The sequence below is a fragment of the Kribbella sp. NPDC050459 genome (assembly GCF_040655315.1).
Lineage (GTDB): Bacteria > Actinomycetota > Actinomycetes > Propionibacteriales > Kribbellaceae > Kribbella.
This window is the reverse complement of record NZ_JBFAJQ010000001.1, coordinates 22,894-48,132: the sequence shown is the minus strand read 5'-3', so window position 1 is coordinate 48,132 and position 25,239 is coordinate 22,894. Positions and strand designations below refer to the sequence as shown.

Annotated in this window: 24 protein-coding genes; 7 read left to right on the top strand and 17 right to left on the bottom strand. The window is 69.7% G+C overall.

Annotation, left to right across the window (positions count from 1 at the left end; all coding sequences use genetic code 11):
• Positions 1-48 precede the first annotated feature (48 nt).
• Together AB0I12_RS00205 and AB0I12_RS00200 are read left to right on the top strand one after the other, a co-directional pair.
• Positions 49-294: a hypothetical protein gene (locus AB0I12_RS00205; RefSeq protein ID WP_359922302.1), complete on the top strand. Its 246-nt coding sequence runs from the start codon at positions 49-51 to the stop codon at positions 292-294.
• On the top strand, positions 291-719 hold the full coding sequence (locus AB0I12_RS00200; RefSeq protein WP_359922299.1) for an SRPBCC family protein: 429 nt from the start codon (positions 291-293) through the stop codon (positions 717-719). The genes AB0I12_RS00205 and AB0I12_RS00200 overlap by 4 nt, the downstream gene beginning before the upstream one ends.
• A gap of 82 nt (positions 720-801) precedes the next feature.
• Here the strand turns inward: AB0I12_RS00200 and AB0I12_RS00195 are convergent, their stop codons facing one another.
• The 4 genes from AB0I12_RS00195 to AB0I12_RS00180 form a co-directional block, all read right to left on the bottom strand.
• Complete coding sequence (locus AB0I12_RS00195) at positions 802-1,884, bottom strand: CU044_5270 family protein (protein ID WP_359922296.1); 1,083 nt, start codon at positions 1,882-1,884, stop codon at positions 802-804.
• Positions 1,881-2,555 (bottom strand): RNA polymerase sigma factor, encoded by a 675-nt coding sequence (locus AB0I12_RS00190; RefSeq protein ID WP_359922293.1) that lies wholly within the window; start codon positions 2,553-2,555, stop codon positions 1,881-1,883. Before AB0I12_RS00190 ends, AB0I12_RS00195 begins: the two co-directional genes overlap by 4 nt.
• 148 nt (positions 2,556-2,703) lie before the next feature.
• A complete protein-coding gene (ppgK, locus tag AB0I12_RS00185) occupies positions 2,704-3,456 on the bottom strand; it encodes a polyphosphate--glucose phosphotransferase (protein WP_359922291.1) in 753 nt (250 codons plus the stop codon).
• A 107-nt stretch (positions 3,457-3,563) separates the two neighbouring features.
• A complete protein-coding gene (locus AB0I12_RS00180) occupies positions 3,564-4,556 on the bottom strand; it encodes a hypothetical protein (protein ID WP_359922288.1) in 993 nt (330 codons plus the stop codon).
• 318 nt (positions 4,557-4,874) lie between these two features.
• Between AB0I12_RS00180 and AB0I12_RS00175 the strand changes: the two genes are divergently transcribed.
• Positions 4,875-5,216, top strand: coding sequence for a DUF2200 domain-containing protein (locus AB0I12_RS00175; protein WP_359922285.1), 342 nt, complete (start codon positions 4,875-4,877; stop codon positions 5,214-5,216).
• A 50-nt stretch (positions 5,217-5,266) separates the two neighbouring features.
• Here AB0I12_RS00175 and AB0I12_RS00170 read toward each other — a convergent pair whose 3' ends face one another.
• The 9 genes from AB0I12_RS00170 to AB0I12_RS00130 all read right to left on the bottom strand — a co-directional run bounded on the left by AB0I12_RS00170 (position 5,267) and on the right by AB0I12_RS00130 (position 14,869).
• The gene (locus AB0I12_RS00170; RefSeq protein WP_359922282.1) at positions 5,267-6,124 is read right to left on the bottom strand and encodes a hypothetical protein; all 858 of its coding nucleotides are present in this window, start codon (positions 6,122-6,124) and stop codon (positions 5,267-5,269) included.
• Between the two features lie 3 nt (positions 6,125-6,127).
• On the bottom strand, positions 6,128-7,498 hold the full coding sequence (locus AB0I12_RS00165; protein WP_359922279.1) for an amidase: 1,371 nt from the start codon (positions 7,496-7,498) through the stop codon (positions 6,128-6,130).
• A gap of 10 nt (positions 7,499-7,508) precedes the next feature.
• Positions 7,509-8,270: an SDR family oxidoreductase gene (locus tag AB0I12_RS00160; protein ID WP_359922276.1), complete on the bottom strand. Its 762-nt coding sequence runs from the start codon at positions 8,268-8,270 to the stop codon at positions 7,509-7,511.
• A gap of 91 nt (positions 8,271-8,361) precedes the next feature.
• Positions 8,362-9,795, bottom strand: a complete 1,434-nt coding sequence (locus AB0I12_RS00155; RefSeq protein WP_359922273.1) for an aldehyde dehydrogenase family protein — start codon at positions 9,793-9,795, stop codon at positions 8,362-8,364.
• Positions 9,792-10,652 carry an ATP-binding cassette domain-containing protein gene (locus AB0I12_RS00150; RefSeq protein WP_359922270.1) on the bottom strand — a complete coding sequence of 287 codons (861 nt, stop codon included), beginning with the start codon at positions 10,650-10,652 and terminating at the stop codon, positions 9,792-9,794. Before AB0I12_RS00150 ends, AB0I12_RS00155 begins: the two co-directional genes overlap by 4 nt.
• Positions 10,645-11,598, bottom strand: coding sequence for an ABC transporter ATP-binding protein (locus AB0I12_RS00145; protein ID WP_359922267.1), 954 nt, complete (start codon positions 11,596-11,598; stop codon positions 10,645-10,647). The genes AB0I12_RS00150 and AB0I12_RS00145 overlap by 8 nt, the downstream gene beginning before the upstream one ends.
• Positions 11,595-12,413: an ABC transporter permease gene (locus tag AB0I12_RS00140; RefSeq protein WP_359922264.1), complete on the bottom strand. Its 819-nt coding sequence runs from the start codon at positions 12,411-12,413 to the stop codon at positions 11,595-11,597. Before AB0I12_RS00140 ends, AB0I12_RS00145 begins: the two co-directional genes overlap by 4 nt.
• Positions 12,414-13,358 carry an ABC transporter permease gene (locus tag AB0I12_RS00135; protein ID WP_359922262.1) on the bottom strand — a complete coding sequence of 315 codons (945 nt, stop codon included), beginning with the start codon at positions 13,356-13,358 and terminating at the stop codon, positions 12,414-12,416.
• Positions 13,355-14,869, bottom strand: a complete 1,515-nt coding sequence (locus tag AB0I12_RS00130) for an ABC transporter substrate-binding protein (protein ID WP_359922259.1) — start codon at positions 14,867-14,869, stop codon at positions 13,355-13,357. Before AB0I12_RS00130 ends, AB0I12_RS00135 begins: the two co-directional genes overlap by 4 nt.
• Before the next feature lie 108 nt (positions 14,870-14,977).
• On the opposite strand from AB0I12_RS00130, the gene AB0I12_RS00125 reads away from it, so the two are divergent.
• The 3 genes from AB0I12_RS00125 to AB0I12_RS00115 are packed head-to-tail and all read left to right on the top strand — an operon-like array spanning position 14,978 to position 18,824.
• Positions 14,978-15,736 carry a FadR/GntR family transcriptional regulator gene (locus AB0I12_RS00125; protein WP_359922256.1) on the top strand — a complete coding sequence of 253 codons (759 nt, stop codon included), beginning with the start codon at positions 14,978-14,980 and terminating at the stop codon, positions 15,734-15,736.
• Positions 15,737-15,789: 53 nt separating this feature from the next.
• On the top strand, positions 15,790-17,439 hold the full coding sequence (locus AB0I12_RS00120) for an FAD-dependent oxidoreductase (RefSeq protein ID WP_359922254.1): 1,650 nt from the start codon (positions 15,790-15,792) through the stop codon (positions 17,437-17,439).
• The gene (locus tag AB0I12_RS00115; protein ID WP_359922252.1) at positions 17,439-18,824 is read left to right on the top strand and encodes an ATP-binding protein; all 1,386 of its coding nucleotides are present in this window, start codon (positions 17,439-17,441) and stop codon (positions 18,822-18,824) included. The genes AB0I12_RS00120 and AB0I12_RS00115 overlap by 1 nt, the downstream gene beginning before the upstream one ends.
• A gap of 11 nt (positions 18,825-18,835) precedes the next feature.
• Here AB0I12_RS00115 and AB0I12_RS00110 read toward each other — a convergent pair whose 3' ends face one another.
• The 3 genes from AB0I12_RS00110 to AB0I12_RS00100 all read right to left on the bottom strand — a co-directional run bounded on the left by AB0I12_RS00110 (position 18,836) and on the right by AB0I12_RS00100 (position 22,718).
• Positions 18,836-19,393, bottom strand: a complete 558-nt coding sequence (locus tag AB0I12_RS00110; RefSeq protein WP_359922250.1) for a hypothetical protein — start codon at positions 19,391-19,393, stop codon at positions 18,836-18,838.
• 105 nt (positions 19,394-19,498) lie between these two features.
• On the bottom strand, positions 19,499-22,072 hold the full coding sequence (locus AB0I12_RS00105; RefSeq protein WP_359922247.1) for an MXAN_6230/SCO0854 family RING domain-containing protein: 2,574 nt from the start codon (positions 22,070-22,072) through the stop codon (positions 19,499-19,501).
• Between the two features lie 460 nt (positions 22,073-22,532).
• On the bottom strand, positions 22,533-22,718 hold the full coding sequence (locus AB0I12_RS00100) for a DEAD/DEAH box helicase (protein ID WP_359922244.1): 186 nt from the start codon (positions 22,716-22,718) through the stop codon (positions 22,533-22,535).
• 229 nt (positions 22,719-22,947) lie between these two features.
• On the opposite strand from AB0I12_RS00100, the gene AB0I12_RS00095 reads away from it, so the two are divergent.
• A complete protein-coding gene (locus AB0I12_RS00095) occupies positions 22,948-24,219 on the top strand; it encodes a GGDEF domain-containing protein (protein ID WP_359922241.1) in 1,272 nt (423 codons plus the stop codon).
• Here the strand turns inward: AB0I12_RS00095 and AB0I12_RS00090 are convergent.
• The gene (locus tag AB0I12_RS00090; RefSeq protein WP_359922238.1) at positions 24,184-25,158 is read right to left on the bottom strand and encodes a zinc-binding dehydrogenase; all 975 of its coding nucleotides are present in this window, start codon (positions 25,156-25,158) and stop codon (positions 24,184-24,186) included. The two genes, AB0I12_RS00095 and AB0I12_RS00090, sit on opposite strands and share 36 nt — an antisense overlap.
• Between the last annotated feature and the right edge of the window lie 81 nt (positions 25,159-25,239).

The following is a 25,239-nucleotide window of genomic DNA, read 5'->3' as shown; positions in this document are numbered from 1 at the left end:
ATGCCTCGGCCCGAACCCGTCGGGCCGATCGGCACCTCAGGAGTTCACATGTCCACGGAAGCGACCAGATCGCCGGCCGGCAACGGCACTGCAGACCCGGTACGAGCGGTGTCGGTGATCAGCACCGGCGGCGTGGAAATCCATTCCGAACACGCCTACGGCACGAGGAAGCCGCTGTATTGGTGGCTGCTCACTTCTCGCCGGTGGCTTCCGCCCCGCACCGGGGTGGTCCTGCCTGCCCACGACCCGATCGCCGCCGATCGCCTGATCAAGAGTTCCCGGTGGTCCGCATGAGATTCACCAACACGATCACCGTCAACCGCCCGCCGGTCACGGTCTTCGCCTTCCTGGCGAATCTCGAGAACCTTCCCGAGTGGAACTACGCCCTCGCCGAAACCCGAAAGCTCACCCCTGGCCCGACCGGCGTCGGGACCCGGTACCTGCAGACCCGCACGATTCCCGTCCGGGCCGAGGAGACATTGGAGATCACCGAGCTGATTCAGAACGAGAAGCTCACCATCGACGGCACCCTCAACGCGTTCCCCGCGAAGGTGACCTACACGCTCCGTCCAACCGGCAACGGCACGACCCTCACCAACACCGTCGAGCTTCGCACTTCGGGCGCACGGAACCTGCTGGCACCCATCGCCCGCAACCGCATCAAGTCCGCGGTCGCGGACAACCTGGCCGAGCTGAAACGACTCCTCGACCATTCGTGATGGCGCCACACCTCGACAGTCGCCCAGCCCTTGTAAACAAGGTCACTTCAGCTCAGCTCAACGGCGGGCGGCACACCCACGGCTACTTCGTGAGGGGTTGGGTGGGGGTGATTCGTGTTGTGAAGGATTCGGTGCTGTAGACGACGTCGTTCGACGCCGCCCCCTTGCCGACGTCGACCAGGCGGGAGCCGATGCTCTGGCCGTTCGACGGAGAGATAATGATGTCGAGGCGCTGTCCCTCGTTGACGGCGAGGCCGATCGCGCGGCCGTGTCTGCCGTCGAGCGTTTCGACGTCGTCTGTGAGCCGCATTCCGGGGATCTTGCGCGCGGCTTCGTACAGCGCCGCTCGCAGGTCCGCCGGCGCGAAGCCCGAGTTCAGTGCGGAGGCGATGCGACCGAACGCCCGCTGGTCCGGCGACATCGCCCCGGCCCGGGCGAGCTCGAGTTGCCGCTCAGGAACACCGTCCCGCGGCAAGACCGGCGGGGTGTACTTGCGCAACGCAGTCAGCAACGGCTCCGGATCCCGGGGTTGGCCGGCGAGAAACGCCGGTGACGGGAACTCCCAACTCGGGGTACACGGCGCCGTTCGGGTGTCCGGCTCGATGAGGACGCCCCTGCAGGTCGCTCGGCCCAGACGCGGCTTCGGATGGCCGAGCAGGAACGGCGCGTACCGGCGCGCCGCGGCCTTGTCCTGAGGCGTTGCGAAGTCCACCTTGGCCAACTCCTGGATCCGCAGCGTGTACGGGCGGCTCGGATCGGCCGTGACCCAGCTGTCCTGCCGCAGGTGCTCCGTCGCCGTGAACTCCTTCTTCGGACCGAACTTGTAGAGGAACGTCCTCTCGGTCGTGACCTGGCGGAACTTCCCAGGCGGAATCGACACCTCCGGATCGGCCTTGGTCTTCGCCGCAGCGTCAGCCAGGAAGGTGCCGGCATCGGCCGTCGCCCCGGGCACCGCTGAGCTGCCATCGCGGCTCATCACGTCGGCAGCAAGGAACCCGCCGGCCAGGATCAGCGCAAGGCCACCCGCGACAACAAGCCGCGGCCGGACCACGCGACGGCGTACCGGCGGCGCGGTCAGCAGACGCTGACGGGCCCGAGCCAGGACGAGCGGGTCGGGTTCCGGTACGTCGTCGCGTACGCGCTTGAGCAGGTCGATCTCGGTCATGACAGGTTCTCCTCGAAGTCGGGACCGAGCGCGGAGCGGAGGGCTCGACGGGCTCGGTGAAGGCGGGAACGAACGGTTCCGATCGGCACATTCAGCGCCTCGGCGATCTCGGCGTACCCGAGGTCTTCCCAGGCGTACAGCAGCAGTACGTCGCGCTCCGCCTGCCGCAGGCCGGCGAGAACACCGGTCAGGATCCGTGCAGCCGAGGCAGCGTCGACACGCGCCGCGACGTCAGCGGCGAAGGGGGCGGTGTGCTGGTCGACGGCCGCCGGTTGCGACCGGGAGTAGGCCAGATACTGGCGGACCTCGTCGCGGCGCTTGCGGTGGATCAGGTTGGTTGCGATCCCGTACAGCAGCGGCAGCGCACCGACCGACGCGGCGGCGTACCGCTGTCTGCGCTCGAAGGCGATCAGAAAGGTCTGACCGACCAGATCGTCCGCTTCGCTGGTGCCGAGCCGACGTGTGACGTAGCGATGGATTCGGCGGGCGTAGAGGTCGAACAGGCGGGCGAAGCCCTCAGGAGTGTCGGGGATCGGATCGACCTCCGGCGCAGACGCGCGGTCGGGTCGAGACGGACCGGGGCCGGCGATGGCTGGTCCCGTCAGGGCGGCTTCGCCCGGCGCGACCTCAGGCGGGTCGTCCTCGGCAATGCCAACTTGGAATCGATACATGCGCCCTTATGCCCGATCGACCCGTTCCGGTTCCCGCCACACGTCCGGAGCCTAAGGCAGCGTCCGCGTCCTCACGGTCTCCCAGCCACTGATCCGCGGACGCGTTCAGGTTTCTGACATGCCGGATGCTGACAGCGGCTGGGCCGGCCTACCCGGTGAACTTCTCGTGCGCGGCCATCGCGGCGCCGACGATGCCGGCGTTGTTGAGCAGCTGGGCCGGCTTCACCGGGGTGGAGATGTCGAGCAGCGGCACCCACTTCTCGGCGTGCTTGCTGACCCCGCCGCCGACCACGAACAGATCGGGGCTGAACAGGCCCTCCACGTGCCGGAGGTAGCGCTGCACCCGCTTGGCCCACTGCTTGTACGACAGGCCCTCGTTGTCCTTCGCCGCCGAGGACGCCCTCTTCTCCGCGTCGTAGCCGTCCAGCTCGAGGTGACCGAGTTCGGTGTTGGGCACGAGCCGGCCGTCGACCAGGAGCGCGCTGCCGATGCCGGTGCCGAAGGTGAGCAGGATGACGACGCCGCCGACGCCCTTGGCCGCGCCGAACCGGGCCTCGGCGATGCCGGCCGCGTCGGCGTCGTTGAGCACGGTCACGGCGCAGTGGGTGATGTCGGTGAAGACCTTGTCGACGTCGGTCCCGATCCAGCTCTTGTCGACGTTCGCCGCGGTCTGGGCCACCCCGTGCCTGATCACGGCCGGGAACGTCGCGCCCAGCTCACCGGTCCACCCGGCCTCCTCGACCAGCCGGGCCACGACCTCGGCAACGGCCTTAGGAGTGGACGGGACGGGCGTCAGGTACTTCACCCGCTCCGCGGCCAGATCGCCCTTCTCCAGGTCGACGACCGCGCCCTTGATCCCGCTGCCGCCGATGTCGACCCCGAAAGCGGTGGACGTCTTCATCCTGGGCACCTGATCCCTCTCTCCGCGCCTGCAAGCTGCTGTCCAGACCTTTGTACCCCGCCGTCAGCACCTCAGCCTCGGGCATGACGAAGATCCACCGCAGCTGCTCAGCGCCAGTCGAGAACGAAGAGCTTGCCGATCATCCGCGCGAAGTCCGCGGGCGGCTCCACCTTCGTCGGTGTGGAGCCTGGCTTCACGTCGGACACGTAGTAGTCCCGCTTCTCTTCCTTCACGGACAGGAACGCGAACTTCTGCCCGTCCGGCGAGATCCCCAGGACGTAGTTGTTGCGATCGTTGCTCGGCAGGATCGGGCCGCTCGCCGCCGCGTTCGGGGTGAGGTCGAAGGTCGAGAACCGGTCGTCGGGTCCGCTGCACAGCACTGTGTCGTTGTCGATCCAGCCCAGCGCGTCACCGGAGGCCGACTCCCCGCACGACAACGACGTCGCCTGATCGATCGCAGCGGGGCCGATCACTGCGCGATCGGGCTTGACGTCCAGCAGCTTTCCCTCGGCCAGGACGCGTTTGCCGTCGGGCGACAGCCGAGCACTGCTGCCCACCACCGCCGTACCGGGTGTTCCGACGACGAACAGGTGGGACTCGCCGATATCCTCGATCGGCCGTTCGCCGACGGCCTTGTGATCTCCGTCGAGTGGCCTGCTCGCAATGTGGTCCTCGTCGTCGACCTCGCTGGTGAACCAGACCGCGTCCCCGTCCGGTGACATGGCGGCGTTGTCCTCCTGCGGGGTGTCGCCGAAGTCTTCTTCGCCGGTCAGGTCGGTGAACTTGCCCGAGCGGTCGACATAGCCCACGTGCGTCGCCATGCTCTGTGGGTCCTGGATCACCACGGCCAGCTTGGTGAAGTCCCGGTCGAACAGCGATCTGACCGCAAGGATGTCGTTGCTGTTCGTCAGATTCGTCGGTGCGCAGATCACTTCCAGCGCGGTGCCGGGCCGGACCTTCTCGGTCGCGGTCAGGACGTTGTCCGGTAACTGGAACTCCGCGTGCGCCATCTTCTGCAGGCTCTGCGGATCCCACCCGTCGACGGTGACCGTACCGCCTCCGCTGTCACCCGCCGGACTGCACTGCGCGGTGACGACCATGCCCGCTCGCGAGAAGTCGTCATCCGCCTTCGGCGTCGACGAGCTCCGGCTGTTTCCGGCTTCCGCTGCGGGGTCGGGCTGATCCTTGCCGGACGAACAAGCGCCAAGACCGACAGCAAGCCCCAGCGAGAGAAGAATCGCACGCCACTTCGGTGAACTGACCACGCAACTACCCCAGACATCTCAGAGCGGACAGGATTCGAGGATTCCGAACCATACCGGTTCGATCGGTCACAGCCAGTGACTCCGCGGAGCTCGGGGCGAGCTGGAATCCTGGCGACAGCGGAGCAGAAGTACGCCGTTCGCTAGCTTTGAGCGATGAGCCGGATCTTCACCGTCAGTTTCGCGTCTGTGTACCCGCTGTACGTGACGAAAGTCGAGAAGAAGGGACGGACGAAGGCAGAGCTGGACCAGGTCATCGAGTGGCTGACAGGGTTCGGGTCCGCCACGTTGGAGCGTCACCTGGAAGCCGGGACGACCTTCGAGGACTTCTTCGCCGGCGCGCAGCTCAATCCCCGCGCGTCGTCGATCACCGGGGTGGTCTGTGGCGTGCGCGTCGAAGGCATCGAGGATCCGCTGATGCAGAAGATCCGCTACCTGGACAAGCTGGTCGACGAACTCGCCAAGGGCAAGCCGATGGACAAGATCTTGCGAGCTTAGCGGCCCGTACGGCGCTGCGGTCAGCGTGTGCAGGATGCCTGCGACCGGAATCAGCCCCGCGGATGCGAGATGCGTTCGATGTGAGGTCTGAGAGTGCCGTCGTACGGGTTCGGGGGCAGGCCTGTGAGGAGGTCCGGCAGGTGGAAGGTCTGGAAGAGGGACAGGTCGAAGAAGGCGACCGCGTGCACGATCGCGGTGGCTGTCAGGGTGAGGACCTGGATCTGGAAGGCCCGGTGGATGTTGTCCTTCGGGTCTCGCATGTACACGGCGAAGGCGGGGTGGCCGTTGGCTTGCAGCGGCACTAGGTACTGGTCGCCGGGGCGTTCGGCGGGACAGTGGGTGCTGATCAGGCGGCCGATGTCGCGGGCGCCGCGGAACCAGGACGTGAACGGCGGCATCTCCCAGATCGCGTCGTCGATGAAGAGCGTGACGATCGCCGGGACGTCGTACTGCTCGAAGGCGGCGCGGTAGCGCGCCAGCAGGACGGTGTCGGGGACGAGTGCCGGAGCCGGAGTGAGCGGCGCGGGCCGAACGTCGCCCGACGGAGCCCTGCCTTCGAGCTGGAGCACGGTCGCGGCGCGCTTGGCCGGTGTCAGCCGTTGGAGTGCGGCGATCAGCCCGAGGTCGATCGGGTGATCGTCCATCAGGTGCGTGGGAATCGGCTCCAGCCAGACAATCTCCTGGCTCTCCGACAGCACGCCCTCGGGGTCGGCGCTCGGCCCGGCGAGATCCGACGGCAACGGGCGCCGACCGGAGCGCTGCAGACACGCGCGGGTGGCTTCGTCGTAGCTGTTCGCGACCGCCGCGATCTCGACGGCTTCGGTGATGGAGCCGAGCATCCGGTAACAGTGCGAGGTCAGACCGCGCTGCGTCGCGTCAGCGTGCGGCGTACCTCCGGAGCCGGCCATTCGTCACCTCGTCGGCCAGTCTCGCTGCTCCGGTCGCCGGCTGTCGAGGTACTGGGCCAAGGCGAGCGCCCGCAGGTCCTGGTGATGCGGTACGGCGAGCTGCGCGCCGATCGGCAGCCCCGTCGCGGACCAGCCGGCGTTGACCGTGGTCGCCGGGTGCTGCGACATGTTGTACGGGACCGTGAACGCGATGTGCTCGAACGGCTTGCCCGGGTCGTCCGTCGGGTACGCCAGCTCCGCGCGGAACGCCGTGATCGGGGCGACCGGCGACAGGATCACGTCGTACGTCCTGAACACCCGGCCGACCGCGGCCGCCATCGCGCCCATCTGGCTGTATCCGTGGAAGACGTCGGCCGCGGTGAGGTCGGACGCCGACGCGACCCAGGAGCGGATCTGCGGCAGGACCTTCGCGCGCCGCTCCTCGGGCAGGGCCGCGATATCGGTCGCGGAGCGGATCCGCCAGAAGCGGTCGAGGCCGTCGAGCATCTCGCGGGTGATGACCGGCCGGATCGGTTCGACGATCGCGCCGCCGCTCTCGAGCACGGCGGCCACGGCCGACACCGCGGCCGCGACCTCGGGGTCGACCGGCAGCCCGACGCCCGCGTCGAGGAGCAGGGCGACCCGCAGCCCTTCGACCTCGACGGCGAACTCGTCGGAGGCCGGCGGGATCGACGTGTGGTCGCGCGGGTCGTACCCGGACATCACCCGCAGCGCGAGCGCCGCGTCCGGCGCCGTGCGGGTCAGCGGCCCGATCGCACGCCCGGCGTACGGGCTGCCGACCGCGATCCGTCCGTGCGTCGGCTTCAGCCCGACCAGTCCGCACCACCCGGCCGGCAACCGGATCGATCCGCCGATGTCGGTGCCGACGTGGATCGGCCCGTAGCCGGCCGCCGCCGCGGCGGCCGCGCCCGCGCTCGAACCGCCGGCCGTCTTCGACAGGTCCCACGGGTTGCGCGTCAGCCGGTGGAAGGTCGAGACACCGGACGACAGCATCCCGTACTCCGGCATCGTCGTCTTGCTGAAGATCACCGCCCCGGCCGCGCGCAGCCGGGCCGCGGCCGGGTCGTCCGCGGCCGCCGGGACCAGCGCGGTCGCCGCGGTCCCTTGCGGTACGGGTGTTCCGCGGGTCGCGATGTTCTCCTTGACGGTCACGGGTACGCCGTCGAGCGCGCCCGCCGTACCGGCCCGCCAGCGCCGCTCGGACTCCTGCGCCGCCGCCCGCGCGCCCTCCGGATCCGGCGCGTAGAGCGCACACAGCTGCGGTTCCCACGCCGCGACGCGGGTCAGCACGTCCTCGACGACCTCGACCGGGGACACCGAGCCGTCGCCGTACCTCGCCAGGAGTTCGGTGGCGGTCAGGTCAGCGAGATTCATGCGGCACTCCTCAGTTCGGGGGATCGAAGCGGCCGTCGACCGCGGTCCAGCCGCCGTCGACCGCGAGCACGCTGCCTGTCACGAAGCTCGCCGCGTCGGAGGCGAGGTAGACGACCGCACCGGCGAGTTCTTGGGGCTGTGCCCAGCGGCCGAGCGCTCCTTTGCGCGCGTAGGCGTCGTACCAGCCCTGGTCGGCCTTGATCTGCGCGGTCAGCGGGGTCTCGACGACACCTGGGGCGATCGCGTTCGCGCGGACGCCGGACGGGCCGAACTCGGCGGCCGCGGTGCGCAGCAGCTGGACGAGGCCTGCCTTCGTGGCCGCGTACACCGACTGCCCAGGCTCGACCGTGGTCCCGCGGATCGAGCTGAAGCCGATGATGCTGCCGCTCCCCCGCTCCGCCATGCCCTTGCCGAACGCGCGCACGAGCTGGAACGACGCCCGCAGGTTCAGCGACACGACGCGGTCGAACTCCTCGCCGGTGTAGTCGAGGATCCGCTTCCGCACGTTCGTCGCCGCGGTGAAGACGAGCACATCCACCGGATCCAGCTCCGCAGCAGCCCGCTCGACCGCGGAGTCGTCCAGCACATCCAGCTCGTACGCCGCCAACTCGGCGCCGGCCGTCTCGCGCGCGGCGGCGAGGTCGCGGTCCGCACAGGTCACTCGCGCACCATGCGCCGCCAGCGCGAGCGCGCTCTCGCGCCCGATCCCGCTCCCCGCGCCGACCACCACCGCATGCTTGCCGTCGAGCCGAAACAACCTCGCGTAGTCCATCAGCGCGTCCCCTCGTGCTGGTGTGCCGACCTTGGGTCCGCACCAACCGTTTCCGGCGGCGCGATCTGGTTGGTGGGTGCACAAAGTGTGGTCATGGGCGCGGGCGGATGATCGCCATCCGGGTTGTGGTGAGTTCTTCGATCGCGAAGCGCGGGCCTTCGCGGCCGGTGCCGGAGTGCTTTACGCCGCCGTACGGCATCACGTCGGAGCGGAAGCCGGGGACCTCGTTGATCACCACTCCTCCGACGTCGAGCCGGTCGATCGCGGCGAAGGCGGTCTCCAGCGAGGACGTGAAGACGCTCGCGTGCAACCCGTACCGGGTCTCGTTGACTGCGCGCAGAGCAGTTTCGACGTCCGGCACCGACCGTACGGCGATCACCGGCCCGAAGATCTCCTCGTCCCAGGCCGGCAACCCGTCCGGTACGTCGGTCAGCACGATCGGGCCGAGGACGTCGCCGGGGGCCTCGTAGGCGATCGACGCGCCGGCGTGGACCGCGTCGCCGACCCACGCCCGAACGCGATCCGTCGACGCCGGGTTGATGAGCGCCGACACCCGCGTCTCCGGATCGCGCGGATCACCGACCACGACGCCCGGCATCCGGGCGCCGAGCTTGTCCAGCAACGCCGTACGCACGGATTCGACGACGATCACACGCTGGACCGAGATGCAGGCCTGCCCGGACGCGTAGTACCCGCCGCGCACGATCGCGTCGGCGGCCGCGTCCAGGTCGGCGTCCGCGGCGACGACCAGCGCGGAGTTCGACCCGAGCTCCAGCAGGACCTTCGTCGGCGCGGCGTCCCGCGCGATCCGATGCCCGACGGCGGCCGACCCGGTGAAGGAGACGGCGCCGATCCGATCGTCGGTCGTCAACGTCGCGCCGACGTCCGCTCCGCCGGTGATCACCTGGAGGGCGCTCTCCGGCGCGCCCGCGTCGGCGAGCGCCGAGCGCATCAGGTGAGCGAGCCAGAGCGTCGCGAGCGGCGTCTGCGGCGCCGGCTTCACGATGATCGGGCACCCGGCGGCGAACGCGGGCGCGATCTTGTGCACCGCGAGCAGCAACGGATAGTTGAAGCCGGTGATTCCGATGACCACGCCGATCGGCTTGCGAACCCAGAAGCCCTGCAAGCCCGTGCCGCTCGGCAACAGGTCGAGCGGCACGGTCTCGCCGTGCAGCCGGGCGACCTCCTCGGCCGACGTCTCCAGGGTGAGCAGCGTCCGGTCGATCTCCACCCGGCAGTCGACCAATGGCTTCCCGGTCTCCAGCACCAGCAGATCCACGAACTCGTCGCGGGCGGCGAGCACCGCGGAATGCACGCTCTGCAAGACGTTCCGGCGCACGTACGACGGCAGCCGGCCGACCGTCTCGCGGACGGCGAGCGCATTGTCGAGGGCTGCGCGCGCCAGCGGGACGTCCCCGACCGGCGCCTCCGCCACGGTGGACCCGTCGTACGGGAAGACGACCGGAGCCGTGGCCGGTGCCTCGACCCAGGACTCACCGATCGGCAGGCCGGCTGGAAACTTCATGCGGGATCTCCCTTCGCGAGCAGGTCGGACGTGGTTGCGCCGGAGAGCGCGCGCTGCAGTGTCGGGATGGCCGAGACCAGGCGCTGCGTGTAGGGATGCTGAGGGGCGGCGTACACGTCGCCGGTGGAGCCGGTCTCGACGATCTCGCCGGCGTTCATCACGGCCACGCGGTCGCAGACATGTTTGACCACGGACAGATCGTGCGAGACGAACACCAAGGTCAGGTTGAGCTCGTCGACCAGGTCGGAGATCAGGTTGAGCACCTGGGCCCGGACGGAGACATCGAGGGCGCTCACCGGTTCGTCCGCGACCAGGATCCGCGGACGCGGGGCGAGGGCGCGGGCGATCGAGATGCGCTGCCGCTGACCGCCGGAGAACTGGTGCGGGTACCGGTCGCCGGCATCCGCGGACAGGCCGACGGCCTCGAGCAACTCGCGGACGCGGGCTCCGGACGCCGGATGGCCTTGGACGACGAGCGGTTCGGCGATGATGTCGCGAACCCGCATCCGGGGGTCGAGGGAGCTCATCGGGTCCTGGAAGACGAGCTGGAGGTTCTCGCGCAGCGACCGCAGCCGGCGCTCCGGAAGCCTGGTGATGTCGGTGCCCTCGACGATCACCTGGCCGGAGGTCGCGCGGTCGAGGGCGGCGATCAGGCGCAGCAGCGTCGACTTGCCGCATCCGGATTCGCCGACGATGCCGAATCGCTCGCCCTGCTTCACCTCCAGGCTCACGCCGCGCAGCGCGTGCACGACAGGCGCGGGCTTGAGCAGCGAAGTCCGAGGGCGCGGGTAGTCACGCACCAGGTCGACGACCTGGATCGCGGCGGGGATCTGGTCAGCTAGGATCTGCTCAGGCATCGGCGTCTCCGGCTGGGTGGTGGCAGGCGAAGCCGCGCGTCTCCGACCCGGTCCATGCCGGCAGCTCCTCGCACAGAGCAGTGGCGTTTGCGCACCGCGTCCGGAAGACGCAGCCCGACGGGAACCGGCCGGCGGGCGGCACGTTGCCCGGGATCGTGGTGAGACGACGAGACGTGGTCTCGAGGTCGGACGCCGCGAGCAGACCCTCGGTGTAGCGGTGGCGCGGGCGCGTGAACACCTCGCTGACAGGGCCTGCCTCGACGACGCGTCCGCCGTACATGACCAGGACGCGTTCGCAGACCGTGGCGACGACGGCGAGGTCGTGGGTGATGAAGAGCAACGCCGACGACCGGTCCATGACACCGCGGACGATCAGGTCGAGGACGAGCGCCTGCACCGTGACGTCCAGCGCGGTGGTCGGCTCGTCGCAGATCAGGAGCGCCGGGTCGTTGGCCAGGGCGAGTGCCAGGACGACTCGTTGCCGTTGGCCGCCGGACAACTGGTGCGGGTACGCACGGAGCGTCTCGGCAGGCAGTTGCACGCGGTCGAGCAGGTCGGCCGCCGAGGCCCGGGCCGCGGGTTTCGCGAGCGTCTTGTGGATCAGCATCGCCTCGGTGAGCTGGTCGCCGATCCGCATGGTCGGGTTCAGCGCGGTCATCGGCTCCTGGAAGACCATCGCGATGTCGCGGCCGCGGACCCGGGACATCCGCCGCTCGTCCGCACCTACCAGCTCGTGGTCCACACCGTCGAGACGAACCGACCCGTCGGCCCGCACGTCCTCGGGCAGCAGACCGAGGATGCTCAGCGCGGTCAGCGACTTGCCCGACCCGGACTCCCCGATCAGCCCGACCCGCTCCCCCGCGCCAACGGTCAGGTCGACGCCGGACACCAGCGCCGTGTCCCGCACGGAAACGCTCAGCCCGCGCACCGTCAGTACGTCACTCATCGCCGGTCCTCCAGCTTCGGGTCGAACCGGTCGCGCAGGCCGTCGCCCAGCAGGTTGAAGCCGAGGACGGCGATCGCGATCGCCAGACCGGGGAAGATCGCCAGGCGCGGCGCGCTGAACAGGAACTCCTGGCTCTCCTGCAGCATCCGGCCCCAGGACGGGGTCGGCGGCGGCGTCCCGTACCCGAGGAACGACAGCGCCGCCTCGGCCAGCACCGCGATCGCGAACGACACCGAGGCCTGCACCGTGATCAGGCTGGTCACGTTCGGCAGCACGTGCCGGACCGCGATCGGGAACGGCTGCCGGCCGGCCGCGCGCGCGGCGAGCACGTACTCGGATCGCATCACCTGCAGCGCCCCGCTCCGGATCACCCGCGCGAAGCTCGGCACCGACGCGATACCGATCGCGATCATCGCGGTCAGGGTGCTGGCCCCGAACACGGCGCCGAACATGATCGCCAGCAGCAGCGCCGGGAACGCGAGCAGCAGGTCGTTGGCGCGCATGATCGCCTCGCCCGGCCAGCGCCGGACCATCGCGGCCAGGATCCCCAGCGGTACGCCGATGACCGCGGCCACGCCGACCGCGACGACGCCGACGAACAACGTGGTCCGCGAACCGACCATGATCTGGCTGAACACGTCCCGGCCGAACTTGTCCGTGCCGAACCAGTGCGACCACGACGGCTTCAGCAACCGGGACGACGGGGTGACGAGCGTGGCGTCGTACGGCGTCCAGACGAACGACACCAGCGCCATCGCGACGATCACCGCGACGATCACGCCGCCGGCGATCAGGCTCGGGTTCAGTCGTCTCATCTACGCCGTCCTCAGTCTCGGGTCGAGGGCGACGTACAGGACGTCGACGAGGAAGTTGACCAGCAGTACGGCGAGGACCAGGACCATCACGACGTCCTGCACCAGAAGCAGGTCGCGGTTCGACACGCCGTCGAGCAGGAGGCTCCCCAATCCCGGGATGACGAAGACGCGCTCGACGACGACGGCACCGATCAGGAGCGTCGCCAGCTGGAGGCCGAGGACGGTGACGACCGGCACGGCGGCGTTGCGTAGGCCGTGTTTCCAGAGGGCTTGGAAGGGGCGGAGACCTTTGGCGCGGGCGGTGCGGAGGTAGTCCTCGCGGAGTACGTCGAGGACCGCGCTGCGGACGTAGCGGGTGAGGACGGCGCCTTGGACGAGTCCGAGTGCGAGGGCGGGGAGGATCAGTTGCTGCAGGAACATCGCGGGATCCTGCGCCGGCGGCGTCCAGCCGTTCGCCGGAAGCCAGCCGAGCTTCACCGCGAACACGACGATCAGCAGGATGCCGGCGAGGAACGCGGGCACCGCGACGCCGACCTGGGAGACCGCCGACAGCGCCAGCCCGGACACCTTGCGGTGCCGGGCCGCCATCAGGGTCCCGGCCGGCACGGCGATGGCGAGCGCGATGACCATGCCGGCGACGACCAGCCACAGCGTGACCTGCAACCGGTCGAAGACCTGCGGGCCGATGGCCGCCTTCGACACGTACGACGTGCCGAGGTCACCGTGCAGCAGTCCGCCCAGCCAGTCGAAGTACTGCGTCGGCAGCGGGCGGTCGAGGCCGAACTGCCGGCGCAGTTCGGCCACCGCCTCGTCGGAGGCGTTCACGCCGAGCGCGACCCGGGCCGGATCGCCGGGCAGCACCGCCATGAACGCGAAGACCAGCACCGAGCTCACCGCGAGACTGACCAAGAACACGCCGGTGCGCTCGATCAGGCGGAGAATCATCGGGCGAGCTTGGAGAGATCGAAGTTCTCGGTGATCGCGTTGGTCGGCAGCCCCTTGATGTCCTTGTCCGCGACCATCAGGTTCGGCAGCAGGAACAGCCAGTCGCCCGCGGCCTGCTCGGACAGCCGGCGCGCCGCCTTCTTCAGGTTGTCGACCTGGGCGGCCTCGTCACCGGAGTCCGCCGCGGCCAGGTAGCCCTGCAGCGTCGGGTCGTCGTACCTCGTGTAGTACTTCGGGTTTCCGAAGACCGCCCCGAGGTCCCGCGGCTCGACGTGCGCGATGATCGACAGGTCGTAGTCGGCGTTCTTGAACACCGTCGTCAGCCACGCCGCCGGGAACTCCAGCTGGTCGATCCGCACCTTCAGGCCGGCCTGCTCCAGCTGGCTCTTCACCACCTGGCCGCAGGACGTCGCGTACGGCAACGTCGGGAGCCGGAGCCGGAGCGTCTTGCCGGCCGCGCCGGAGGCCTGCAGCAACGACTTCGCCTTGGCCAGGTCGTACGGCGCGACGCCGGTGAGGTCCTCGTACCACGGGTCGGTCGGCGGGACCATGCTGCCGATCAGCTTGCCGCGGCCGGCCCAGCAGGTGTCCAGCAGCGCCTTGTGGTCGATCGCCATCCGGATCGCCTGGCGGGTCCGGATGTCCTTGAACAGCGGCAGCGAGTTGTTGAAGGACAGCAGGACCTCGCCGTTCGTCGTACCCTCGATCACCTGGTACTTGTCGTTGCTGGTGAACTGGCTGAGCGCCTCCGGCGCCTGCACCGTGCTGATCACGTTGATCGTGCCGGTGAGCAGCGCGTTGTTCAGCGCGGTCGCGTCCTTGAAGTACTTCAGCGTGATCTGCTGGAAGAACGGCTTCGAACCCCAGTACTTGTCGTTGCGGACCAGGACGATCGAGTCGCCGCGGTTCCACTTCGAGAACGTGTACGGGCCGGAGCCGACCGGGGCCGTCGCCAGTTCGCTGACGCCGCTCTCGGAGAACATCGCGCCGATCCGGGTGGTCATCCGGAACAGCCAGTCGTTGCTCGGCTTCGCCAGCGTGACCTGCAGCTGGGTCGGCGACAGCGCCTTGGCCTGCGAGACCACGTCCATCGCGGCCTTCAGCGAGGTCGTCCAGGCGGTCTTCACCCGGTTGATGCTGAACACCGCGTCGCTGGCCGTGAACTGCTTGTCGTTGGTGAACTTCGCGTTGTCGACCAGATCGAACGTGTATGTCTTGCGGTCCGGCGACACCGTCCACGACTTCGCCAGCGAGGGCACGATCTTGCCGGAGTCGTCCTGCTTGACCAGGGTCTCGTAGACGTTCCCGAGCAGCACCTGCGGGATCGCGGCGCCGTCGGTGGTGGTGAAGTCGAGGCTGGCCGGCTCGGCGACCAGGCCGATCGACAGGTTCTGGTCACCGCCCGGCGAGCTGCCGGACGACGTACTCGACCCGGCCGAGCAGGCGCTCACCGCGAGCAGCGCGGCGGAGGCGAGGACTGCGACCGCTCGAGTGTAAATCGACGACTTCACGTCTACTCCTCCGGTGCGCCAACTGGTCTGACCAGTGGACTAGGTCTCAATGGGCCACTAGGTTTGTCCTCTGCTCAGGTGCCTGTCAAGCGACTGGGGGTGTGCCGGATGACAAAGAGTCCGCAGTTCCAGCCCGTGCAACCGGTGCGCGCCTACCAGCGGATCGTGGAACAGATCGAGGAGGCGCTGGCCCGCGGTGACCTGACCCCCGGACAGCGGCTGCCGAGCGAGCGGGAGCTGGTCGCGCAGTTCGCGGTCAGCCGGTCGACGGTCCGCGAGGCGCTGCGGGTGCTGGAGAGCAACGGCGTGGTCCGCTCCCGGCCCGGCGATCCGAACGGCCCGGAGATCCTGCCGTTCTCCTCGTCCGCGCTGCGCAAGCAGGTGGCCCGGCTGGCCAGGGTCGACGAGCTGAGCCTGAGCGAGCTGCTCGGGTTCCGGATGATCATGGACGGCGCCGCGATCCAGGTCGCCTCCCGGCTGCGGACGCCGGAGCAGCTGGACGAGCTCGAGGCGACCCTGGTCGCGATGCGGGACGCGATCGACGTCGACTTCGCCGCGTTCAGCGAGGCCGATCTCGCCTTCCACGAGCTGATCGCGCGGATCAGCCGGAACTCGCTGATCCAGACCTGCAACGACGTCGTCCGCGGCGTCGTCCTCGGACTGATCTCCGACAAGATCGCGCACGCGCCGAACAGCCGCGCGCTGATGCTCGAGTCGCTGCACCACCACGCCGAGGTGGTGGACGCGATCCGGGCCGGCAACGGCCACGCCGCCGCCCGGCTGGCCCGGCAGAACATGTTCGACTACTACGCGGGGTATGTGCCCGACTCCGAACAGGAAACGTTGCGGGCGCTCATAGAAGATTGACGGATTCCCGTGTCATTCTGGCGGAATCGGTTCACTGCTGTGGGGGCACGAGCGTGAGCAAACCTGCGATTCTCACCGTCGACGACGATCCGATGGTCTCGGCCGCCATCTCCCGGGACCTGCGCCGCAGGTACGGCGACGACTATCTGGTCGTCCGCGCGACCTCGGGCGACCAGGCACTCGCCGCGCTGACCAAGCTTGCGCTGCGCAACCAGCCGATCGCGTTGATCGCGACCGACCAGCGGATGCCCGGGATGACCGGGATCGAGCTGCTCGAACGCGCCCGCGAGTACGCGCGGAGCGCGAAGTACCTGCTGCTCACCGCCTACGCGGACACCGATGTGGCGATCCGCGCGATCAACGAGATCGGCCTCGACTACTACCTGCTGAAACCCTGGGATCCGCCCGAGGACCAGCTGTTCCCGGTCGTCGACGACCTGCTCGGCGACTGGCAGCACGCCAACCCCGAGCACACCTCCGACGTCCGCGTCGTCGGCAACCGCTGGTCGGACCGGGCTCACGACATCAAGACGTTCCTCGCCCGCAACCACGTCCCGTACCGCTGGTACGACGTCGAGCGCGATGCCGAAGGGCAGCGGCTGCGGGAGCTGGCCGACGCCGCCGACCACGAGCTCCCGCTGGTTCTGATCCCCGAGGGCGACACGCTACGCTGCCCCACCACCCTCGACCTCGCCTCGGCCCTCGGCCTGCGGACCCGCGCCGAGCAACCGCTGTACGACGTGTGCATCGTCGGCGGCGGCCCGGCCGGACTCGCGGCCGGCGTCTACGCGGCGTCCGAGGGCCTCAGCACGGTGATCGTCGAGCGCGAGGCGCCCGGCGGGCAGGCCGGGCTCAGTGCCGCGATCGAGAACTACCTCGGCTTCCCGCGCGGCCTCACCGGCTCGGACCTCGCCCAGCGGGCCGTCGCGCAGGCGTCTCGCTTCGGCGCCGAGATGGTGCTCGCCCGGTCCGTCGTCGGCCTGGAGTCCCGCGGCCCGGTGCACGCCGTCCTGCTCGAAGGGTCCGGTGAGATCGAGGCCCGCGCGCTGATCGTCGCGACCGGCGTCTCGTACCGCAGCCTCGACGTGGACGGCCTCGGCGACCTCACCGGCCGCGGCGTGTACTACGGCGCGACCGCGAGCGAGGCCAGTCAGGTCCAGGACGACGAGGTGTACATCGTCGGCGCGGCCAACTCCGCCGGGCAGGCGGCGCTGAACCTGGCCCGGTACGCGAAACGCGTCGTGCTCCTGGTCCGCGGCGAGACGCTCGAGACCTCGATGTCGCGGTACCTCGTCGACAAGATCAGCCAGGCCCCGACCATCGAGGTCCGGTGCCGGACCGAGGTCGTCGGCTGCCGCGGCGACGGCCACCTCGAGGCGCTGACGCTCGCCGATCGCCGGTCCGGCCGCGTCGAGGAGGTGCCCGCGAGCTGGCTGTTCATCTTCGTCGGCGCGATCCCGCGGACCGACTGGCTCGGCGATGCCGTCGTCCGCGACGCCAAGGGGTTCGTGGTGACCGGTCCGGACCTGATCGCGCTGGACCGCTGGGCGCTGCCGAGGCCGCCGTACGCGCTGGAGACGAGTGTGCCCGGTGTGTTCGCGGCCGGCGACGTCCGGCTCGACTCGATGAAACGCGTGGCGTCCGCGGTCGGCGAAGGCGCCATGTCGATCTATCTCGTCCACCGCTTCCTTGCGACCGTCTGATGGACGCGGCCGACCTGCGCGACGTCCCGCTCTTCGCGGGGCTGACCGACGCGCAACTCGAGGAGCTGATCGAGGGCAGCACCGAGGTGCCGATCGAACGCGGCGCCGACCTGTTCCACGAGGGCGAACCCGCCGACTACTGGTGGGTGCTCGTCGACGGCGCGATCACGCTGCACCGCAAGATCGGCCGCGAGGACACTGTGATGGGCAAGATGGACGTCCCGGGCCGCTGGGCCGGCGGGTTCCGGGCCTGGGACGAGCACGGCCTGTACCTCGCCAGCGGCCGCGGCTTGGCCGAAGGACGTGTCCTGCGGGTGCCCGCCGAGCTGCTGCGCGAGCGGATCGACGCGTGGTTCCCGCTCGCCGGGCATCTGATCAAAGGGGTGTACGGGACCGCTCGGGCGATCGAGTCGACCGCGCGGCAGCGGGAGTCGCTGATTACGCTCGGCACGCTGGCCGCCGGACTGGCGCACGAGATCAACAACCCCGCCGCGGCCGCGGCACGCTCGGTCAGCGCGCTCGACACCGCGTGCGTCACGCTGCTGTCGGCGCTGCGCGGTCTCGCGGAAGGCGAGGCCACTGCCGCCCAGTTCAGTGCGCTCGACGAACTGCGGCTCGAGCTCGGCACGGCGACGGCGGCACCGGATCCGGTGGATCTCGCCGACCACGAGAACACGATCGCGGACTGGCTCGACGACCGCGGCGTCGACCGGTCCTGGTTCATCGCGCCGCCGCTCGCCGCGGCCGGTGCGAGCGTGGACTGGTGCGAGCGCGCGGCCGGCGTCCTCGGCGACGCCCTGGGGCCCGGTCTCGAATGGGTCGCCAGCACGCTGGCGGCCACGACGCTCCTCGGCGAGGTCAAGGAGTCGACGCGGCGGATCAGCGAGCTGGTCGCCGCGGTCCGCTCGTACTCGCAGATGGACCGCGGCTCGATCCAGACGATCGACGTGACCGAGGGCATCGAGAGCACGCTGGTGATGCTCGGCCACAAGCTCCGCGACGGTGTCGAGGTGATCCGCGCGTACGGCGCCGACGTACCCCGGATCGACGCGTACGCCGGTGAGCTGAACCAGGTGTGGACCAACCTGATCGACAACGCCGTCGACGCGATGGAGGGCGCCGGCACGTTGCGGATCACGACCAGGACGGACGGCGACCGGGTCGTGGTGGAGTTCACCGACACCGGGCCCGGGATGCCGCCGGAGGTCGCGGCCCGCGCGTTCGAGCCGTTCTACACGACCAAGGACGTCGGCAAGGGCACCGGTCTGGGCCTCGATATCGCCCAGCGGATCGTCGCCGAACACCACGGCGGCACGATCGGCATCACCTCACGACCCGGCGAGACGACACTGCAGGTCAGACTGCCCAGACAACCGGCCGGCTGACCTGCCCGGACTTACGTGTCGTGCTCGAGGAGACGGACCCGGGGAACCTTCAGCAGTTTGCGGGCCTTCGTGATCCAGTCGGAGCACAGGAACGCCGCGGCGGTCTCGGGCCAGGCGACGACCACGACCTCTTGGCAGCCGGTGGCCTTCACCATCTGCATCAGCGCAAGCAGCACCTCGCCGTGCGTGATGGAGACGTGCACCGGGTAGCCGCTGGCCACCCGGAGTTGCCGGGAGCTGTGCTCGATCACCGAGGCGAGATCGACGGCCGGGTCCGCGAGCACCGCCGTCGGTGTTCGCCCCGGGCCCGGCGGCGCCGCCGGCGGACTGATCCGCGCAGACGGTCCGGTCGCCGAGCCGACCACGGACGCCGAGCCGGTCAGACCGGCCACGTCCGCGAACGACGAGCCCAGTAAGGCCATCGGACCGCCGAACCCGCGCTCGGGGTGGCTGGAGACGAGCAGGTGGTAGTCCACGGGTTCCTCACGCTTTGCGTGCAGGGCGGCAACGCGGCGCGCGTCGCCCTCGCTCATCTCCCGCTCGATGAGCACAACCACGTCGTACGTCATGCGTGGCTCCCTTCGCGTCAATTCCGTTGTACTCCTGCACGGGACCGGGCCAAAGCACCGGCCGCGCGTCCGTCACGGAATTGTCAAACTCCTCTCAGGCTCCTCTTAGGGAGTCGCTTCGAGGCCGGCGCGGGCGCGGGAGTCGGGGGCCAGGCCGGTCAGCAGGTGCGGCGCGTCGATGAGTGACAGGCTCGCGCCGTCGAGGAGACGCGGGTGCAAGGCATACACCTCCGCGCCCGCGCGCGGCGTGACGTCACCGGTCAGCACGGCCACGAAGTCGGCCCGTTTCGCGGCGTCCTCGTCCCAGCTCCGGTCCGGCTCCAGCCGTAGCGTGACCCGCCGGGCGAACGCCGCCGGCTCCTCGGCCGGGCTGCGGACGTAGCCGACGACCGTGCCGTCGGCGCACCGGACCGCGATCTCGTCGGTCCGCGCGGCCGCGTGCCAGCAGCAGATCTCCCACAGGCTGACCCGGTCGCCCGCGCCGTGCACCTCCTCCATCGTCGCCGCCATCAGCCCGAGATGGCCGCCGTACCGCGCGATGTTGTGGCCGTATCCGGCCGCGCCGAGGTTCACGTCGTACCAGCGGAGCTCTTTGGTGTGCAGGTCGACGCCGAACGGCAGCAGGATCTTCGCCGGCCCGGCCAGGTCGAACCGCTCCACGACCGCCGCCGGGTCGAACAGCGCGGTCGGCTGCCGGAGGACGCCGACGAACCCGCGCTCCAGCTCGTCGAACGGTACGTCGTTGTAGCTGAACACGACCGGCAACAGGTAGCGGCCGCCGACCCGGCGCACCGCGCGCAGGTCGATGTCGACGAACTCCGTCGAACCGTCCGGGCCGGGCGCCGACGTCAGGTCGCCGGAATGCACCAGGGCGTCCTCGTCGAACCGCAGCCGCGTGTAGTCGCACAGCCCGACGAACGCCCACTCCTCGTCGAAGACCGCCACCGACAGGTCGAGATCGACCCGCCGGCCGCGCGGCTCGACCCAGTGCAGGAACAACCGGAGCAGCTGGTCCTGCGGGATCGGCACCGCACTGCCCCGCGTCATCCGCAGCAGGCTCGACGACGCGCTCCGCTCCGAACCGGGCGCGGCCAGCCGGGCCAGCTCCTCGTCCAGGAACGCCCGCCGCCAGCGGGGCAAACCGGTTGCCCGGCGCAACATTTCGCCGACCAGCACCGCGGACAGCTCGCCGGCGAGCGCGCTCGGCAACGGCTCCCGGTCGTCGACCGCCGTCCAGATCCGGGCCGTCCCGCCGCGGGGGAAGAACAACCGCAGCTCTCCGGGCGGCGTCCGGACCTGGCCGAGGGCGGCTGTCAGAACGGCCGGCGACACGTCCGACACCGCGGTCGTGAGGGCGTCGACGAGGACCGAGTGATGCTGCTGCGGAAGTGCGCGCGCGAGGTGCAGCAGCCGGCGCACCAGCTCGCCGGGACGCTGCATCAGCAGATCGAGCGCCTGCTCCGGCCGCCCTTGGACGAAAGCACCCTCGACGCGTGCGGCGAAGGTGCTCATCACGAGCCGCCCGTCCTCCACGCGCACCAACGGATGCCGGGCGGCCGCACCCGCCACCGCCCGGCCGGCCGTGGTCCCGAGATCCAGGTCGGTCCGCCGCAGGACCGCGAAGGCCAGCGCGGCGACCGGGAACCGGGTCGCGAACTCGAACGGATGCAGGTTCTCCCCGATCCGCTTCCAGGCGCGCTCGTGACGGAGCATGTCCTCCACGAGCGTCTCGACGGGCATCCGGTCGAGACGCTGCAGCACGAGCCGTCGAGTTGCCCGCGGCAACGACCGGCGCCGGGCCGGCGGCGTCCGCAACCCGGGGTCGGCGTCCATCAGCGCGAACACCAGTCGCAGGACGTCGGTCGCGGTGCCGGCGCGATCGATCAACGCGGGCTCGTCCGCGAGGAAATGCGCGAGGACCAGCGCCCGGGTCTCGCGGACCGGGATGTCCGCGGGGACCCAAGCCGGGCCGGCGCCGTCGAGCAGCACCAGCAGATCGGCCCGGTCGGCGGCCGACAAGGGGGCTCGTCGTGCGAGCAGGACCTCGACGGTCTGGCGGACCGAGTCGGCCGTGGCCAGGGACAGCAGCCGCAGACGATCCGAACGGACATGCGCGGGCGGCTCCTCGGCGAGTGACGGCTTGAGGAACGGATCGCCGGGGTCGATGCGCCGGAGGCAGAGTGGACAGGCGCTGAGGTCGGTGCCGTCCCAGCAGGTGCGGCAGACCAGGTGCGCGCAGGGGGCGACCGCGTGCACGGAGGCCGTGTCACCGCAGAGCACGCACGGCTGCTCCGGCTCCTGCAGCAGCCGAGCGAAGACCCGGTTCACGTAGAAGGTCTCGGTGTTGCCGGGAACGGTCTCCGGGAAGCCACGGAACAGCGGTGTGTGGTCGGCGTCGGCGCCTGACTCGGCGTCGAGCAGCTCGAGCAGCGCGCTACCGAACCCGGCCAGTGCGGGCGCCGACAGCGAGGCGCAGTGCCGGTACAGTCCGACCGAGAGCAGGAGGCCGCGCTGGATCAGGTCGGCCTGGAGCGCGGACAGGCCCGCCTGGATCGTGAGCGGACGGCGCAACCACTGCCAGGCGGAGCGCCGGACCGGCGGGGTCAGGCCGGTGGCGTCGACGAGCCGGCGGCGGCGCAGCAGGACGGCCGCTCGCGGGTCTCCTGATGGCTCCGGCATGCGCGACTCCCCCGGTGAGCACGGTCTGTGCGTCTGTCAGGACGGCGCCAGGGGCGGAGAGCGGACGCGCTACTTGGCCTGGTGAAGGAGAAGGAAGCACGTCCAGGAGCCGCCCCTGGCACCGAGAACGCTACCGGGCGCCACCGACAGTTTCGGTGCGCTCGCCGGGCCCACAAAGAAGAGCTCCGGTAGCAGGGTCGGGGCCGCCCCGCCCAGACCCCGCTACCGGAGATCTCCAGAGTAGAACGTTCACCCAAATCGCGCGCCACCGGGTCCCCGATTCGGCGGTGAACTGGCACTGATGCGCCGCGCCGGTGACCGACGGCAGGCAGCAGGCCACGGAACGTGAACGCCGATATCCGCGCGAAAATCACGGGTAAGGTCAATTCACGAGGCGTCGGGGTTCAACTCGTGAATGCCTTCTCCGGAACGTAAGAAATGCGTTAAGAAATACCGCCGGTCACCAGTCGTTACCGCCACCGGAGAACCAGTCGTTACCCGCGCCGGAGAACCAGTCGTTACCGCCGGTGAACCAATCGTTGCCACCGTCGAACCAATCGTTGCCGCCGGTGAACCAGTCGTTGCCGCCGGTGAACCAGTCGTTGCCGGTACGGACGGTACGGACGGAGTGCGCTGGGATCTGCATGGTTTTCGACCCTTCTCGATGCTGACCAACTGGTGGAATGCCCGGGACACCGGGGTGACCTGACGTGAACAGGTCGTTACTATGAACACATAACCGCTCAGATCTACCGCTTGTGAGGCTGATGATGATTCTGATCGGTCGGAGCAACGGGTTGCCACCCAGGCAATGGAAGCTCTGGTCACTGCCCAGGACCGCATTGGCTTATGTGATCGCGATTGATGTGATTGCGGTGACGATAACCACACTCGCGGTCCGGAGCACGACCGTCGGGCCGAATTCCGGGGTCACGCATTCGGAGTGGGTGGCGTTCGTCGTCCTGGCGGTGGCCTCGACGCTGCACCTGGAGTGTGCCCGCGGAATCGAGCGCCGACGCGAGCTGGCCGCGAACACCTCGCCGCACACCAACCTGAAGTGCTTGTGGATCTTCGCGGCGCTGCTGCTGCTCCCGCTGTCGCTGGTCATCCCGCTGGTGGTGCTCTCGTACACGTACTCCTGGTTCCGGGTGTACGGACGAACCATCGCGCACCGCAAGGTCTTCTCGACGGCGACGTACATCCTGGCCAGCGCGGCGTCGGCCGCCGTGCTGCGGGCCGGCGGCCTGCTGGAGGCGCCGCGGGTGCCGACCGGTTTCTGGTCGCTGCTGGTGGTGCTGGCCGCCGCCGCGACCTGGTGGCTGGTGAACTACGCGCTGGTGATCGGCGCGATCCTGCTCTCCAGTCCGGAGGCCACCGCGCGTGAGGCGCTCGGGGACCTCTCCAACCAGTTGGTCGTGTGCGCCGGCCTGGGTCTCGGAATCGCGATCGCCGCGGTCCAGACGTCGTACCCGTGGGTCGTTCCGGTGCTGATGGTGACGGTGCTGGCGCTGCACAGGGACCTGCTGCTCCCGCAGTACCAGCGGGCCGCCGGCATCGACAACAAGACCGGCCTGGCCACCTCGTCGTACTGGGCCAGCGCGGTGCCCGCGGAGCTCGCCCGTGCGGACACACTGCGCAGCACGGTCGGTCTGCTGATGCTGGACCTGGACAAGTTCAAGGAGATCAACGACACCTACGGGCACCCTGCCGGCGACGAGGCGCTGCGCGCTGCTGGTGAAGCGATCCGTGCGGAGGTGCGGAACGGCGATCTGGTCGCGCGGGTGGGTGGAGACGAGCTGGCGGTGCTGCTGCCGGGTGCGTTCGAGTCCGAGGTGCTGGAGATCGCGGAGCGGATCAGGGAGCGCCTGGTGGGCCTCACGGTCGCGGTCAGCACGACGGACGGGGGCACGACGACGCTCGACGGCGTGCCGGCCTCGTTCGGCGCGGCCGTGTATCCGGAGGTCGCGAGCACGATGGACCAGCTGATCCTGGCCGCCGACGACGCCCTGCTCACGGCCAAGCGGTCCGGGCGGAACAAGATCGTCGTCGCCCGCCCGAACCAGCCTGCCGACCATCCCGCTCTCCAGGCGGACAAGGCTCCTGAGCAGGAGTCAGCGCCGGAGACTGATCAGCGCCTTACCCCGTAGCGTGCGGTTCTCGAGCGCCCGATGCGCGTCGGCCACGTGGTCGAGGTCGTACACCTGATCGATGACCGGCCGGAGCTCCCCGGCCGCCGCCCGGGCAATCACGTCGGCGCCCGTGACGGCCGTCGTCGTGGAGTCGGCGCGAAGGTCCATGATGCCCTTCACGGTGATGCCGCGGCGCTCGGCCTCGGCAGGGTCGTACGCCGCGAATCCGCCGCTCGGCGCGCCGTGGGCGGAGAACCAGCCGCCGTCGGTGACCACGCTGAACGCGGTCGCACCGAGTTCGCCGCCGGCGCCTTCGAACACGATGCCGGCGCCGCGTCCGTTCGTTGCTTCGAGCACTGACTTCTCCCAGCCCGGCCTGCTGTAGTCGAGCAGGACGTCGGCGCCTTGCGCCCGGCTGAGCTCGAGCTTCTCGTCGCCGCGGGCGGCCGCGACGACACGGGCTCCGGCCTGGTGGGCAAGCTGGATCAGGAGCAGACCCATTCCGCCGGCGGATGCGGTGATCAGGACGTCCTGGCCGGCCATCGGCGGCGCGAGTTCCTCGAGCATGAGAGCCGTGAAGCCGTCGCCGTACACCGCGACCGCGGTCGGCAGGTCGAGCTCCGGCGGCACCTCGACCAGGTCGGCCGCGGTCAGGGCGAGTTCGGCGTGCGCACCGAAGGCGACGCCGCGACCGACGACGGTCTTGCCGATCCAGTCCGCATCCACACCGGGACCGACTGCCCGCACCTGTCCGCCGAGATTGGTGCCCGGCACATACGGCGTTCGTACGTCGAAGAACTCGCCGTACGCGCCCCGCCGGATCGCGGTCTCGACGAAGATCACGTCCGCGATCGCGACCTCGACGAGCACCTGCCCGGCCGCTGGCTCGGGATCCGGGACCTCACGGGTCTCGATCACGTCCGGACCGCCGAACCTGGTCACCACTGCTGCACGCATATCCACACTCTCCGGTTTGTCGTCGGGAGCTTCCGAGCGTGCAACCTCAACCAGAGTTCAGGTCAAGTCGGACTTGTCGGT

What these genes read in the sequence shown, in the direction of transcription:
- AB0I12_RS00205 (WP_359922302.1), top strand. Translation starts at nt 49, where the DNA reads ATGTCCACGGAAGCGACCAGATCGCCGGCCGGCAACGGCACTGCAGAC.
- AB0I12_RS00200 (WP_359922299.1), top strand. Translation starts at nt 291, where the DNA reads ATGAGATTCACCAACACGATCACCGTCAACCGCCCGCCGGTCACGGTC.
- AB0I12_RS00195 (WP_359922296.1), bottom strand. Translation starts at nt 1,884, where the DNA reads ATGACCGAGATCGACCTGCTCAAGCGCGTACGCGACGACGTACCGGAA.
- AB0I12_RS00190 (WP_359922293.1), bottom strand. Translation starts at nt 2,555, where the DNA reads ATGTATCGATTCCAAGTTGGCATTGCCGAGGACGACCCGCCTGAGGTC.
- ppgK (WP_359922291.1), bottom strand. Translation starts at nt 3,456, where the DNA reads ATGAAGACGTCCACCGCTTTCGGGGTCGACATCGGCGGCAGCGGGATC.
- AB0I12_RS00180 (WP_359922288.1), bottom strand. Translation starts at nt 4,556, where the DNA reads ATGGTCGTCACCGCGCAGTGCAGTCCGGCGGGTGACAGCGGAGGCGGT.
- AB0I12_RS00175 (WP_359922285.1), top strand. Translation starts at nt 4,875, where the DNA reads ATGAGCCGGATCTTCACCGTCAGTTTCGCGTCTGTGTACCCGCTGTAC.
- AB0I12_RS00170 (WP_359922282.1), bottom strand. Translation starts at nt 6,124, where the DNA reads ATGGCCGGCTCCGGAGGTACGCCGCACGCTGACGCGACGCAGCGCGGT.
- AB0I12_RS00165 (WP_359922279.1), bottom strand. Translation starts at nt 7,498, where the DNA reads ATGAATCTCGCTGACCTGACCGCCACCGAACTCCTGGCGAGGTACGGC.
- AB0I12_RS00160 (WP_359922276.1), bottom strand. Translation starts at nt 8,270, where the DNA reads ATGGACTACGCGAGGTTGTTTCGGCTCGACGGCAAGCATGCGGTGGTG.
- AB0I12_RS00155 (WP_359922273.1), bottom strand. Translation starts at nt 9,795, where the DNA reads ATGAAGTTTCCAGCCGGCCTGCCGATCGGTGAGTCCTGGGTCGAGGCA.
- AB0I12_RS00150 (WP_359922270.1), bottom strand. Translation starts at nt 10,652, where the DNA reads ATGCCTGAGCAGATCCTAGCTGACCAGATCCCCGCCGCGATCCAGGTC.
- AB0I12_RS00145 (WP_359922267.1), bottom strand. Translation starts at nt 11,598, where the DNA reads ATGAGTGACGTACTGACGGTGCGCGGGCTGAGCGTTTCCGTGCGGGAC.
- AB0I12_RS00140 (WP_359922264.1), bottom strand. Translation starts at nt 12,413, where the DNA reads ATGAGACGACTGAACCCGAGCCTGATCGCCGGCGGCGTGATCGTCGCG.
- AB0I12_RS00135 (WP_359922262.1), bottom strand. Translation starts at nt 13,358, where the DNA reads ATGATTCTCCGCCTGATCGAGCGCACCGGCGTGTTCTTGGTCAGTCTC.
- AB0I12_RS00125 (WP_359922256.1), top strand. Translation starts at nt 14,978, where the DNA reads ATGACAAAGAGTCCGCAGTTCCAGCCCGTGCAACCGGTGCGCGCCTAC.
- AB0I12_RS00115 (WP_359922252.1), top strand. Translation starts at nt 17,439, where the DNA reads ATGGACGCGGCCGACCTGCGCGACGTCCCGCTCTTCGCGGGGCTGACC.
- AB0I12_RS00110 (WP_359922250.1), bottom strand. Translation starts at nt 19,393, where the DNA reads ATGACGTACGACGTGGTTGTGCTCATCGAGCGGGAGATGAGCGAGGGC.
- AB0I12_RS00105 (WP_359922247.1), bottom strand. Translation starts at nt 22,072, where the DNA reads ATGCCGGAGCCATCAGGAGACCCGCGAGCGGCCGTCCTGCTGCGCCGC.
- AB0I12_RS00100 (WP_359922244.1), bottom strand. Translation starts at nt 22,718, where the DNA reads ATGCAGATCCCAGCGCACTCCGTCCGTACCGTCCGTACCGGCAACGAC.
- AB0I12_RS00090 (WP_359922238.1), bottom strand. Translation starts at nt 25,158, where the DNA reads ATGCGTGCAGCAGTGGTGACCAGGTTCGGCGGTCCGGACGTGATCGAG.